This is a genomic window from Vreelandella halophila (assembly GCF_009856365.1).
In the GTDB taxonomy this organism is placed as follows: Bacteria; Pseudomonadota; Gammaproteobacteria; order Pseudomonadales; family Oleiphilaceae; genus Halospina; species Halospina utahensis_B.
Genome location: NZ_WMEX01000005.1, coordinates 255,080 through 268,160, shown reverse-complemented (window position 1 = coordinate 268,160; position 13,081 = coordinate 255,080). Strand labels below are relative to the sequence as shown.

At 63.6% G+C, this 13,081-nt stretch carries 14 protein-coding genes and 1 other RNA gene; 7 read left to right on the top strand and 8 right to left on the bottom strand.

Going from position 1 to position 13,081, the window contains the following annotated elements; genetic code table 11:
• Positions 1-12 precede the first annotated feature (12 nt).
• The gene (locus GLW01_RS10920; protein ID WP_160899058.1) at positions 13-627 is read right to left on the bottom strand and encodes a UPF0149 family protein; all 615 of its coding nucleotides are present in this window, start codon (positions 625-627) and stop codon (positions 13-15) included.
• A gap of 147 nt (positions 628-774) precedes the next feature.
• On the opposite strand from GLW01_RS10920, the gene GLW01_RS10915 reads away from it, so the two are divergent.
• The 4 genes from GLW01_RS10915 (at position 775) to GLW01_RS10900 (ending at position 2,174) form a co-directional block, all read left to right on the top strand.
• Complete coding sequence (locus GLW01_RS10915) at positions 775-981, top strand: TIGR02449 family protein (RefSeq protein ID WP_077529508.1); 207 nt, start codon at positions 775-777, stop codon at positions 979-981.
• Positions 981-1,295, top strand: a complete 315-nt coding sequence (locus tag GLW01_RS10910; protein WP_095615715.1) for a cell division protein ZapA — start codon at positions 981-983, stop codon at positions 1,293-1,295. Before GLW01_RS10915 ends, GLW01_RS10910 begins: the two co-directional genes overlap by 1 nt.
• 54 nt (positions 1,296-1,349) lie before the next feature.
• A non-coding RNA gene (gene ssrS / locus GLW01_RS10905) (6S RNA) lies at positions 1,350-1,537 on the top strand.
• 25 nt (positions 1,538-1,562) lie between these two features.
• Entirely contained in the window at positions 1,563-2,174 is a 612-nt protein-coding gene (locus GLW01_RS10900; protein ID WP_160899057.1) for a 5-formyltetrahydrofolate cyclo-ligase, read from the top strand.
• A 1-nt stretch (position 2,175) separates the two neighbouring features.
• Here GLW01_RS10900 and GLW01_RS15530 read toward each other — a convergent pair whose 3' ends face one another.
• The 5 genes from GLW01_RS15530 to GLW01_RS10880 all read right to left on the bottom strand — a co-directional run bounded on the left by GLW01_RS15530 (position 2,176) and on the right by GLW01_RS10880 (position 6,236).
• Positions 2,176-2,346 (bottom strand): hypothetical protein, encoded by a 171-nt coding sequence (locus tag GLW01_RS15530; protein WP_192497284.1) that lies wholly within the window; start codon positions 2,344-2,346, stop codon positions 2,176-2,178.
• Between the two features lie 173 nt (positions 2,347-2,519).
• Complete coding sequence (gene ilvA / locus GLW01_RS10895; protein WP_151439954.1) at positions 2,520-4,037, bottom strand: threonine ammonia-lyase, biosynthetic; 1,518 nt, start codon at positions 4,035-4,037, stop codon at positions 2,520-2,522.
• Positions 4,038-4,119: 82 nt separating this feature from the next.
• Positions 4,120-4,446, bottom strand: coding sequence for a c-type cytochrome (locus GLW01_RS10890; protein ID WP_160899056.1), 327 nt, complete (start codon positions 4,444-4,446; stop codon positions 4,120-4,122).
• A gap of 86 nt (positions 4,447-4,532) precedes the next feature.
• Complete coding sequence (locus GLW01_RS10885; RefSeq protein ID WP_160899055.1) at positions 4,533-5,507, bottom strand: sigma-54 interaction domain-containing protein; 975 nt, start codon at positions 5,505-5,507, stop codon at positions 4,533-4,535.
• A 48-nt stretch (positions 5,508-5,555) separates the two neighbouring features.
• The gene (locus GLW01_RS10880; RefSeq protein ID WP_160899054.1) at positions 5,556-6,236 is read right to left on the bottom strand and encodes a sulfite exporter TauE/SafE family protein; all 681 of its coding nucleotides are present in this window, start codon (positions 6,234-6,236) and stop codon (positions 5,556-5,558) included.
• Between the two features lie 228 nt (positions 6,237-6,464).
• Between GLW01_RS10880 and GLW01_RS10875 the strand changes: the two genes are divergently transcribed.
• Positions 6,465-8,438: a TonB-dependent copper receptor gene (locus GLW01_RS10875; protein ID WP_202405677.1), complete on the top strand. Its 1,974-nt coding sequence runs from the start codon at positions 6,465-6,467 to the stop codon at positions 8,436-8,438.
• A 108-nt stretch (positions 8,439-8,546) separates the two neighbouring features.
• Positions 8,547-9,218, top strand: a complete 672-nt coding sequence (gene rpiA / locus GLW01_RS10870) for a ribose-5-phosphate isomerase RpiA (protein WP_151439943.1) — start codon at positions 8,547-8,549, stop codon at positions 9,216-9,218.
• Here rpiA and GLW01_RS10865 read toward each other — a convergent pair whose 3' ends face one another.
• Positions 9,219-10,367, bottom strand: a complete 1,149-nt coding sequence (locus GLW01_RS10865) for an acyl-CoA dehydrogenase family protein (RefSeq protein WP_160899053.1) — start codon at positions 10,365-10,367, stop codon at positions 9,219-9,221.
• Positions 10,368-10,538: 171 nt separating this feature from the next.
• Between GLW01_RS10865 and ppa the strand changes: the two genes are divergently transcribed.
• Entirely contained in the window at positions 10,539-11,063 is a 525-nt protein-coding gene (gene ppa / locus GLW01_RS10860; protein ID WP_095615730.1) for an inorganic diphosphatase, read from the top strand.
• Here the strand turns inward: ppa and GLW01_RS10855 are convergent.
• Positions 11,047-13,053 carry a bifunctional diguanylate cyclase/phosphodiesterase gene (locus tag GLW01_RS10855; protein WP_160899052.1) on the bottom strand — a complete coding sequence of 669 codons (2,007 nt, stop codon included), beginning with the start codon at positions 13,051-13,053 and terminating at the stop codon, positions 11,047-11,049. The genes ppa and GLW01_RS10855 overlap by 17 nt on opposite strands.
• Between the last annotated feature and the right edge of the window lie 28 nt (positions 13,054-13,081).

Sequence of the window (13,081 nt, the reverse complement as noted above, 5' to 3'; positions counted from 1 at the left end):
TGGCACTCCCGGTCAGTGCAGTGTCTGTTGGTCCGGCTGGGGATGGTTGAACTCGGCGAAGACATTGAGAACACCCACCCGGATGTACTCGGAGACCTCCTCAATGTCGCGGTCACCGTCTTCTTCCGAGTCGTCCGCTTCGTTTTCCACCTGGCTGATGGCCACGAAATCCCGGATCAGCTCACGGATATCGTCCGGCGCCCGGCTGAGCCCGTCGCCAGCAGCCCGGGCCATGCCTTCGAGGAACCCCCGGACCCAGTTGGAAAGCGCCTCCAGACGCTGATTGAGCGGGGCCTGCTCAGGCGGCAGCAGCAACCGGAAGTCCATGTCCTCGGACTGCAGGGAAGCCAGGGTCGCCGCGTAGAACGCGTGCAGGAGGGCGCGCGGGGATACCTGCTCATCCTCCTCCTCTTCCTTCAGCCGGTCGCATCCCAGATGCTCCAGCACCAGGTTCTCCCAGCGCTCGCTGGAAAGGCGCTCACCGGCAGCCAGCTCACCGGCCAGCAGGCCGTGCAGTTCACTGGGATGATTGATGGCGCCATGGCGTCCGTGGAGGTCGGACCACAGGTCAAAATCGTAGACAATCTGCTGGAGTCGCTGTGTATCGTTCTCGTCAATCCCGCTCATAGGGGGCCTGATGCTCCTGGTTCCCGGTTCGGTGTCTGCAGGGCCCTACACTAGCATTTCCCGGCTGCCTGTCGTACCGCAAATTGACCGCTCCCGGGGAGCCCACTATAGTGATTTTCCAGAGGCGATTCCCCGGAGAGGCGTACCATGGACCAAGCGGAACTCGAGGCACTGGCCGCCCGCATCGAGCGGCTGATCGAGCGCAATCGCCAGCTGGAAGCCGAAAACGCGCGGCTGCGCCAGGCCCAGGAGGACTGGCAGCAGGAACGCGTCCAGCTCATGCAGAAGAATGACATGGCACGCCACCGGATCGAGGCGATGATCTCACGGCTGCGCTCACTGGAGCATCACTGATGGCGGAACACACGGATAAGGAAACAGTCGCGGTCAACATCCTCGACAAGGAATACCTTGTTGCCAGCCCCGGCGATGCCCGTGGCGAGCTGGAACGCTCCGCCCGCTACCTGGATGAGAAGATGCGCGAGATCCGCGCCAGTGGCCGTGTCTTCGGCACCGAGCGGATCGCGGTCATGGCCGCACTCAACATCACCCACGAACTGCTGCAGAACAGTGGCAGCATGCCCGAATCCGCCGAGCGCACACTGCGTGAACTCGACGAACGGGTGCGCGAGGCACTGGAGCAGCCCCAGGCGGACACCGGCGCCTGAATACCGGCACAATGCCATTGCATTCCCCCCCGCCTGTCAGCCTATAATCACACGAACTCTCTGGGCTGTACGACTTCACTGGATGTTGTCCTCGAGCCGATGCGCACGACCAAAGGGAGCCGCTCCCTGGTGATGTGAGCAAGTCCTCCACAGCAGAGGAAAGCCTGATTCACTATCAAGGGGCTCCCGCCTTGAACTACTGGGTTCAAGGGCACGATCCGGTCCGGCAGCCCGGAGGGTTTCATTACCTGCCTTGCCAAGAATGTCATGACGCGCCATCAAGCAACCCGAAAACAGCTCCGCAGGGAACTGCGCGCACGACGGCGTGCGCTTAGCCCGCAGCAGCAGAAGCGCGCATCGCGCAAACTCTGCCGCAACCTGCTGGCCAGCCGTGAACTCCGGGATGCCCGCAGCATTGCCCTTTACTGGCCCAATGACGGTGAGATTGACCCGCGCCCACTGCAGGCAGCGGTGGAACGCATGAACAAACACTGCTACCTGCCGGTTCTCCACCCGATATTGGGCAACCGCCTCTGGTTCCTGCACCTGGACCGTAATACCCCCATGCGCCGCAATCGCTTCGGCATACCCGAGCCCAGTCTGAGCCGGGCTGCGTCCAGACCGGCATGGGCACTGGATGTGGTTCTGATGCCACTGGTGGGTTTTACGGCGCAAGGGGACAGGCTGGGGATGGGAGGCGGCTTCTATGACCGGACCTTTGCGTTCCTGAGCCAGCCCAACCGCCACAGGCCGAAGCTGGTCGGGCTGGCTCACGAGGGCCAGCGGGTCGATGCAATGCCGACCGCCAGCTGGGATATCCCCATGGATGCCATTGTGACGGATCAGGGATACTACCCGGTGGGCGACCGGGGCGCTTAATTCAGTTGATGGCGCGCCCTGTGGAACCCTGATCGGTCAGCGTTGCCTCCTGGATGGCGCCGGAGGTCAGTCTGGGTTCATCGGATACGGCGAGCGAGGTCAGGCCACTGACCAAGAGCCCAGTAGCAAACACCACTACCAGAACGCGGATAACGTCGGGTCGGCGGTTCATCGTCGGTTGTCTCCTGCCAGCTGTTCTTTTTTCTTATTGGATTATCAACAATACCCGCGAAACAGGAATCTAGGCCTGTTTCTTCGGACAGTGGCACAGAGTCTAGCAGTAAAACCCTTTTTTACAATTCATAAAGGTTTCCACATTATTATGACTTTGTAAGATTGTGCAATCTACTGCCCGAGAAACAGACGATAGGCTGGATCATCGCCGATCTCCTCATATTCAAACCCGATTTCATCCAGCATGGCCCGGAAGTCACCCAGTTCCTCATCCTCAACCTGCGCCCCCATCAGGATCCGGCTGTAGGCGGCCCCGTGATTGCGGTAATGGAACATCGAGATGTTCCAGCGGCTGCCCAGTGACATCAGGAAGGTGATCAGTGCCCCCGGACGCTCGGGGAAAGTGAACTGGAAGACTTTTTCATTGGTGACCGAGGGCGCGTGCCCGCCGACCATGTGCCGGATGTGCTGCTTCGCCAGGTCGTTGTCCGTCAGGTCCAGCACCGGATAGCCCAGATCCCCGAGCTCGGTCACCACCTCGTTGCGACCCAGACCGCCCGACTGGATCTGTACCCCCACGAAGATATGGGCTTCGTCCGCCGAGGAGTAGCGGTAGTTGAACTCGGTGATATTGCGCTTGCGCAGGGCCTGGATGAACCTGCTGAAGCTGCCCGGCTCCTCCGGAATGGTCACCGCCAGGATGGCCTCCCGCTGCTCGCCCACCTCAGTACGCTCCGAAACATAGCGCAGCCGGTCAAAGTTCATATTGGCGCCACTGAGAACACCGATCAGGTTCTCATCCTCCAGCCCCTGGCGCTGGACGTATTTCTTGAGTCCCGCCACCGAGAGCGCCCCTGCCGGCTCCTGTATGGAGCGGGTGTCCTCAAACACGTCCTTGATCGCGGCACAGATTTCGTCGGTCGTGACAGTAACCACCTCGTCCACGTGATCCTTGCACACATCCCAGGTGTGGCGGCCGATCTGTTTCACCGCCACACCATCGGCAAAGATCCCGACCTGGGGCAGCGTCACGCGCCGACCCGCCTTCAGGGCCTCGGAAAGGCAGGCGGAATCCTCGGGCTCCACTCCGATCACCCGTGTCTCCGGGCGCAGGTACTTGATGTAGGCTGCCATGCCAGCGATCAGCCCCCCGCCACCGACCGGAATGAAGACCGCGTGGATCGGCTTGGTGAACTGCCAGAGCAGCTCCATGGCCACCGTGCCCTGGCCGGCGATGGTAGCCGGGTCGTCATAGGGGTGAATGTAGGTATAACCATGCTTCTCGATCTGTTCCTGGGCGTAGGCAGCGGCCTCATCGAAGGCGTCGCCGATCAGCACCACTTCAGCCCCATGATTGCGCACGGAGTTCACCTTGATCTCCGGCGTGGTCCGCGGCATGACGATGGTTGCATGGATCCCCAGCTGGGTGGCCGCCAGCGCCACACCCTGAGCATGGTTGCCCGCGGAAGCAGCGATCACACCGCATGCCTTCTGGGCATCCGAGAGCTGGCTGATCTTGTTGTAGGCCCCACGCAGCTTGAAGGAGAAGACCGGCTGCAGATCCTCCCGCTTGAAGAAGATATTGTTGCCAAAGCGGCGGGTCAGGTTGCGCGCATGGGTTACGGGCGATTCGATCGCAACGTCGTAGACGCGCGCGTCCAGGATCTGGCGGATATAACGGTCGGGCATTGTGAGGCTCTCTCTCGTCAGACAGCCTCACAGTGTAAGAAGGATACGGGCACCACGTCCACGCGTGATACCCGCAATGCCCTCATTTGAGGGCTTCGTCGAGCATATAGTCAACCGCGACCTTCATCTCGGCCTCGGAGCAGTCACCGCAGGTCCCCTTGGGCGGCATACCCTTGAAACCGTTGATGGAATTCTCATAGAGACCTTCCCGGCCACGGGCATCAACACGGCTCTGCCATTCGTCGGTGGCGTCCAGCTTGGGCGCGCCCGCCGCACCGATCTGGTGGCAGGTACTGCAATAGTTGTTGTAGATCTGTTCGCCGGAACGCTCCTGGGCCATGCCGGTACTGGCCGCCCCCAGAGCCAGAACAGCACCGAGGGCCGCGAGCGGTTTGATCATTGTCTTCATGGGAACTCCTTCGTTGTCATCGTGCAAATACAGCTGTCACTCTTTTACACCGTACAGGGCTCAGCCGGCAAACACATTGACCTCTCTCAATCCGGGCTGCGGATCAGACCATGCTTCCTCAGCCGGTAGAGAAAGGTGTCACGGGTTACGCCAACCAGCGCCGCAGCTCTGGTCCGGTTACCACCGGAGCGGCTGAGCGCCTGCCGGATGAGATCCGCTTCCACGTCCTCAAGTCTAACGCCCTCGGGCGGCAGATACACGCCCAGGTGCTGCTCCGGCACACAGCTATCAGCCAGCCACTCATCCGGAAGATCCTCAGCCCCCAGCACACGCCCCGGCATCAGAACCACACAGCGCTCAACCAGATTCCTCAGCTCCCGTACATTGCCCGGCCAGGCGTGCCGGGCAAGTCGGGTGAGGGCACTCTGAGCAAACGTCGGCGGGCTGACGCCATGCGTCTTCGCGAGCTCCAGGCGGAAACGCTCAAGCAGTATCCGGACATCCCCGTCGCGTTCCCTGAGAGGGGGCAGCGTCAGCGGAATCACATTGAGCCGATAGAAAAGGTCCGAACGGAACCGTCCCTGGGCCGCCAGGGCGGAAAGGTCCTGATGGGTCGCCGCAATAATCCGTACATCGAGCGTCTCAGCTCTGCCGGAGCCTAGGCGCTGGCACTCGCCCTGCTCCAGGAAGCGCAGCAGCTTGGCCTGCCCCGCCAACGTGAGTTCGGCGATCTCATCGAGAAACAGCGTGCCGTTCTGGGCCTGATGGACATAACCCGGCGCATTGCGGTCCGCACCGGTGAAAGCGCCCTTCCAGTAACCGAAAAGCTCCGCCTCAACCAGCTCGGAAGGCAGAGCGGCACAGTTGACAGGAATCCAGGGCCCCGCATGCCGCCTGCTGGCCTGGTGCATACCGCGCGCGAGCAGCTCCTTGCCAGTGCCACTCTCACCGGTCACCAGCGCCGTTGCATCCGTGGCCGCAACCAGCGCCGCCGAGCGCAGCACGGCCTGCAGAGCCGGCGACTCACCACCAAGCAGGGTAAAAGCATCACTGCTGAACATGATCACGGCTCCTGCGTTCACCCATCCAAATCCACTCCCATACCGCGGTTACTGCCCGGGTGCCAGAGCAAGCGGCACCAGGGCCAGCGCAATGATCGCAATACCCGCCACCTGACGGAACAGCGGACTGGCCATGACCCGCCGCGTCCGGTCGGCCATGATACCCACCAGCAGCAGCGTGGGCACCGTTCCCAGGCCGAAGAACAGCATGACCCCTGCGCCCTGCCAGGCGGAACCGGTACTCAGACTGTAGACCAGCGCCGAATAGACCAGCCCACAGGGCAGCCAGCCCCAGACCACCCCGAAACCGAACGCCTGGGGCAGCGAGCGCACCGGCAGAAGCCTGCGCCCCAGGGGCTCCAGCCAGCGCCACAGCGGTCGCCCCATGGACTCGATCCAGGCGAAGCGCGAGAACCAGCCACCAATATGGAGCCCCAGCGCCACCAGGAACACGGCCCCCACGGTGCGCATGACCAGCGCGCTGCCACCACCGGCCAGGCTCTGGAACACACCGGCACCTCCCGCCACCAGGGCGCCGGCCAGCATGTAGCTGCTGATCCGCCCCAGGTGGTAATGCAGGCTGAACACAAGAAACAGCCACCGCCGGGCCCGGATGCCGGGCGCCAGGCTGTAGGTGAGCGCGCCCACGATGCCGCCGCACATGCCAATACAGTGCGTACTGCTGACCAGTCCCAGAAGGAATGCTGTCAGCCAATCCGTCCACCCCATCCTACACAGCTCCCGCGATCGTGGACTTAAGGAATATCAATCACTGTGTGAAATCACACAGCCAGCAGGGGATTTCACACAGCGACCACCCCGGGCACTGAGCGGCTCTCCACCCACCCCCTCGAAAACGCCCGAATGACGCGGGCTGGAGCCACACCACCGCACACCATGAACCTGGCCCGCATCCTGCTAAGGGAGCCCGGATCCATGACCATCAGGGAGTACCGGATGATACACAAGCCTTACTGGCGGCGCACCACACCCGTCCTGACCGCCACCCTCCTGGCCGGAACCACACCGGCACTGGCCCAGACCATGGCTCTGGAGCCCCTTGTGGTAACCACCTCCTCAATGGACACCCCCTACGAGGTGACCTCGGACCCGAGAAAACCCCACGCCTCCCTGCCGGCGCAGGACGGCGGTGCCTACCTGGAATCGGTGACCGGTTTCAACGTCAGCCGTAAGGGCGGAACCAGTGGTGAACCGGTCCTGAGAGGCCTTGGCGGCTCCCGGCTCAACATCTCCGCCAGCGGCGGTGCCATCCCCGGAGGCTGCCCCAGCCGCATGGACCCGCCCACCGCCTACATCTTTCCCCAGTCCTATGACCGCATCGAGATCACCAAAGGGCCCCAGAGCGTCCGTTACGGCCCGGCCACCGCCGGCAGCGTGCGCTTTGAGCGTGACGCCCCGGACTTCACCGCTGCCACCACCCGCGGCTTTGCCAGCTTCACCGCCGGCAGCCATGCCCGCAACGACATGGCCACGGACATCACCACCGGCGACGACAGTGGCTATGCCCGCTTCATCGGTACCCTCTCCTCCCAGGACGACTACGAGGACGGCGGCGGTGACACCGTGCATTCAGCGCACGAACGCTGGAGCACCAGTGCCATCGCCGGCTGGACGCCCGGCGACGATACCGAGGTCGAGTTCAGCTATGACCGCAGCAACGCCGAGGCCGCCTACGATGACCGGGGCATGGATGGTACTGACTTCGACCGCACCAGCTACCGGCTATCAGGCACGCAGGAGAACCTGACCTCCTGGCTGAAGCGGGTGGAGGCCAGCGCGTACTACAACAATGTCGACCATGTGATGGACAATTTCCGTCTCAGGGACCCTGGCCAGATGGCCATGGCGCGCATCGTGGAGCGCACTACCCTGGGCGGGCGCCTTGCCGCCGACATGGCACTGTTCTCTGGGATGGATGTCCATGCCGGAATGGATTTCGCCACCAATGAACACGCGGACAGCGGTCCGCTCATGGGAATGGGAAACCCGCTGGCAGGCGCCCGCTTCCGGAATGCCCCGACACCGGACACGGCCGAGTTCTCGGACTTGGGTGTCTTTGCGGACATGGAGCAGCCGATCAGCGACACCTCCTGGCTGACCCTGGGCCTGCGCGGTGACTACCACGAGGCGGAAGCTCTGGAAGCCGACTTCGGGGACGCAAACCGGGGACAATCCGATCACCGCACCCAGTGGAGTGGCTTCGGCCGCTACGAGGTCGCCCTTCAGGAGCTGCCCGTGACCCTGTACACCGGCCTGGGCCGCTCCGAGCGCGCGCCGGATTTCTGGGAACGGGAGCGCGACTTCGGCATTGGCAACGAAACCCTGACCCAGGCGGATGTCGGGCTCACCATGGACCACCGGCGTGTCCAGGGCACCGTTGCCCTGTTCTACGGCTGGTATGACGACTACATCCTGATCACCAACCAGGGAGACAGCGCACGCAATGTGGACGCCGTCACCCGCGGCCTGGAGGCGGACGTCACGGTCACCCTGACACCGTCTCTGAGCCTGAGCTCCAGCCTGGCCTGGACCCGCAGCACCAACGACACCGACAACGAGCCTCTGGCACAGACACCGCCGCTTGAGGGCACGCTCGGCCTCGACTACGAACAGGCTGGCTACACCGCTGGCATTCAATGGCGCGGGGTCGCCCGCCAGGACCGTGTGGACGAGGGCAGTGGCACCATCTACAGCCTGGATACCCGGGAAACCCCCGGATTCGCCACTGTCTCTCTTCATGGCGGCATGCAGCTGTTTGAACGCACCCGCCTGAGCGCCGGCATCGACAACGTCTTTGACCGGGAGTACGCGGAACACATCCAGAAGGGCACTGCGGACCTTGGGGCCAGCAGCGAACCGATCAACGAACCTGGCCGCATCCTGTGGGCCAACCTTACAACCGAGTTCTGACGCCCCCTGGCGAGCCGGTCGCCCGGCTCGCTCCCGGGCCGTTCCTGATGGCCTCCTGAACCCGTATACTGGGCCTCCAGAACCGAACAACGGAGAGGCAGCCCCCCTATGAGCCAGGACAGCCACAAACAGGAAGCGGCCCGGGCCGCGCTCAAGCACGTGCTTCCGGAACTGACCCCACGCAGCATTCTGGGGATCGGCACCGGCAGTACCGTCAACTTCTTCATCGACGCCCTGGCCGCGGAAAAGGACCAGTTCGACGGCGCCGTCGCCAGCTCCGAAGCCACGGCCGAGCGCCTCAGGCAGCACGGGATTCCCGTCTATGATCTGAATGCAGTGGAACCACCCCGCTTCTACATCGATGGGGCGGATGAAGCCAACCATCGCCTGGAGCTCATCAAGGGCGGCGGCGGGGCGCTGACCCGGGAAAAGATCCTGGCGGCCGCTTCCGAGACCTTCCTCTGCATCATCGACGAGACCAAACAGGTGGACATGCTGGGCGACTTCCCCCTGCCGGTGGAGGTCATCCCCATGGCCCGCAGCTACGTGGGGCGCGAACTGGTCAGACTGGGCGGCGACCCGGAATACCGCGCGGGTTTCACCACTGACAACGGCAACATCATCCTGGATGTGCATCACCTGGACCTGAGCCGCCCCATCAAGGCCGAGGAAGCCATCAACCAGATCACCGGCGTGGTCACCAACGGCCTGTTCGCGAAGCGCCCGGCGGACCGGTTGTTCGTGGCCACCAGCTCCGGTGTCACTGAGAAGGGGCGCTGATCACAGCCCAAGCTGCCTGGCGATCAGCTCCTTCATGATCTCCGTGGTACCGCCTCCGATGGCCAGGATACGGGCATCCCGGGCCAGACGCTCCACGCCGGCTTCGCGCATGTAGCCCATGCCGCCGTGGAGCTGAACCGCTTCCCGGGTGACTTCCTCTGCCACCTCCGCGGTGAAATTCTTGGCCATGGCCACTTCCTTCACCGGCGCCTTGCCGGCGTCCATGAGCGCCGCGCAGTGGTAGGTGTACTGGGTAGCCAGCTCCACCCGGGTCGCCATATCAACAAGCTTGTGGCGGGTCACCTGGAAGCCGCTGATGGTGCGCCCAAACGCCTCACGCTCCCGGCTGTAGTCCATGGCCTTCTCCAGCGCCAGGCGCGCGGTCATCGCCCCCATGATGCACAGCATCAGCCGCTCCTGGAGGAAATTGGTCATGATCACCATGAACCCGCCGTTCTCCTGACCGATCAGGTTTCCCGCGGGCACCTTAACGTCCTCGAAGAACAACTCGGCGGTATCGCTGGCCCACCAGCCGGTCTTCTTAAGCATGCGCCCGCGCGAGAACCCGGGCGTATCACGCTCCACCAGCAGCATGCTGATGCCGTTATGGCCGGCTTCGCCCGTACGCACGGCCACGGTGTAGTAATCGGCCCTGTGCCCGCTGGTAATAAAGGTCTTGCTGCCGTTGATCCGGTAATGATCGCCTTCCTTTTCCGCGCGGGTCCGGAGATTCGCCACATCGGACCCGCCACCGGGCTCGGTGATCGCCAACGCTGCCACCGCGTCACCCCGCAGCACTTCGGGCACCACCCGTTCGCGCATGGCCTTAGGCCCCCACTTCACAATGGGTGGCAGGGCAATGTCATGGGAACCCAGGCCCGCAACCAGGCCTCCGGAGGTGCTGCGCATCAGCGCCTCACTCACCGCGACCTTGAGAAACAGATCCCCTTCCCCGGTGCCACCCAGCGCCTCTGGGTAACCAACACCCAGCAGGCCGGCATCAGCGGCCTTGCGATAAAGCTCACGCGGGAATTCACCCGCCTCTTCCCATTCATCAATATGCGGCAGCACTTCACGCTCCACAAAGCGCTGCGCCGTCTGGCGGGCCTGTTCATGGGTTTCATTGAAGCAGTGTGTTGAGGTTTTCATGAATGCCTTCCTTCAGCGGTCAGGGCCAGAGTGGACAGTCTGAGTGTGCCGCAAGCATTCACACCAAGCAAGCGCTTGGTCATGTGCTGATTTTTATCCAGGCCGATCCGCGCGTATAATTCCTGCCTGTTTCATGCAGCCTTCATTCATCCACAGAGAAAGGACACCGTCATGAACTTTGACAAGATCCCGCCCGGCAAGAACCCGCCGGAAGACATCTTCGTTGCCATCGAGATCCCGGCCAACGCCCAGCCGATCAAGTATGAAATCGACAAGGACATGGACGCTGTCCTCGTGGATCGCTTCATGGCCACCCCCATGTTCTACCCGGCCAACTACGGCTTCATCCCCAACACACTGGCCGATGATGACGACCCGCTGGACGCTCTGGTCATCACGCCCTATCCGGTCATGCCCGGCTCCATCATCCGCAGCCGCCCGGTGGGTGTTCTGAACATGGAAGACGAGGAAGGCGAGGACGCCAAGCTGGTCTGCGTTCCCCACGACAAGCTGACCACGGCCTACAAGGATGTCCAGGACGTTGAAGACGTGCCGGAGCTGCTGAAGGAACAGATCAAGCACTTCTTCGAGAACTACAAGGATCTTGAAGCCGGCAAGTGGGTCAAGGTACGTAACTGGGACAACGCCGAAGCCGCCCGCAAGGCGGTTGAGGAAGCGGTCAAGGCCGCCGGCTGACGCCGTTACCGGGCGGTTCTCCGCCCGGTAAATCTCCCTCTTCCGGCTCCTCCGGCCGGGAAAAATAGAAGCCCATCACGCCATCCACCGGCAGCTCACGCACCACGGCCCACTCGTCCTCAACCTCCACGCCACTGACGAAGACACGTATCCCCTGAGCACGCAGAACCGGCGCGATGCTGGACAGGAAGAAGCGTGCCGCCCGGCGCTGATGCAGATCCCGGATGTATTCCCGGCTGATACGTACAGCCTGTATGGCGTAGCGCCCCAGATACCCGAAACTCACGCCACCGGAGCCGAAATGGTCCACCATAAGCCCCGCCGCGGCCCGGGAGGCTGTCTCGGCCAGCAGTGACACAGCGGTCGGTTGAACACGCAGGGCACGCTCGGGCACCACCAGCCAGAGATTGCGGGTCTGGTCCCCGGCCGCTTCAAGCCGCATGGCCAGCCAGTGCATGAAGGTGTCATCGACCAGCGACGCCAACCCAAGCGATACGGCCACGCTGCCGTCCAGCCCCGGCCCATCACCGGAGAGCACCCGCTCAATGACCAGGCGATCAAACGCCGGCGTCCGGCCCGAGCGCTCCAGATGGGGCAGGAAATGCGCCGCCACCTCCCAGCGCTCCGCCAGCTTCAGCCGACCCAGTACCTGGGTCATCAGGACACTGCCGTCCATGTCATGCAGCGCCTGCCACGCCAGAGCTACTTCCTCCGAGGCCAGTGCTGCGTCAATAGCCTCCAGCCAGCCGCCCGCTCCGTTGATCGGGGCAGCCAGGGAATGCCCCCAGCAGAGCAGGGGGTCACTGCTGGCCGCCGCCGTCGCCAGGCCCTGGTCGGCACGGGCCAGCAGTGCGCCCACACCCAGCCCTGGTTCGACCCGGGTAACGCCGGCCTGGAAGATGCCCTGCTCGGGGACACTGAAGGTGCTGTAGCGCGTTGAAAGCTGTTCCACCAGCTCCTGCAGCCAGGCATCCGCCTCCACCGGCTCGACGCCGGTGATGCAGACCAGAAGATCGGCGCCCTGACCCCGGGCGGTCACCACACCCTCATGATGGGACTCAAAGTCCAGCAACGCGGCACCGCATTCCGTAAGGACCGCGTTACCCCGGGCCCGACCACGGCCCTCATTGAACAACTGGAACCCGCGCGGACGGAAAACGGCCACCACGCCGCCGGCAGCGGATTCGCGGGAATGGAGCTCCGCTGCCAGCGCCTGATCGAAGGCCTCGCGGGTACGCAGTCCGGTTACCGGGTCCCGGCGGTTACGATGCTCCAGTTCGTTGATCAGACCAATCTGGCGCTCGAACGTCTCCCCCAGGCTCTGGGCCATACGGTTCAACGCCCGGGCAACACGGCTCAGCTCCCGGGCGCGGGGAGGATCGGTGCGGGCCGCGAAGTCATTCGCCTCAAGCGCCTGCGCCTGGATCTCCATCTGGCGCAATGGCGCCAGCAGCCGCCCGGCCCCGCGCCAGGCCAGCCACAGACTTACCACCAGGAGCGCACCGCTCCAGGCAAGACCCACGAGAAAGCTCTGCCAAAGGCGCACCAGCGCAGGCACGGGGTCGGCATGCACACGCACACTGCCCGCCGGCTCCCAGCCGTCCATCACAGTCGCTTCCCCCCGGGGCGACGGCAGGTCGGCCCACCACTGGAACCACCCCGGAACCGGCGGTGGCCCTGTCTCCACTTCGCGGCTGTGGCGCAGACTGCCGTCCGCCCGCACCAGCTCGATCCGCGTGTAGGCGCCGCTGTCGAACACCGCATCCACCAGCCGCCGCACCTGGCCCTCGCTCTCCAGGGCCGACACCGCCGCGCCCAGCGCCGTCGCCGCGTCCTGGGTCTGGATGTGAAGTTCATTCTCCAGATAGGCACCGAAGCGACTGGCGCTGAACCACGTCCCCGCCATCAGCACCAGCGTCAGCAGTCCCCCGATGAAGATCACAAGAAGCACGCGCAGGCTGTACCCGGTGTCATCCGCTCGACGCATCATGCTCCCTCGACAAGGGCATAAAAGCGCC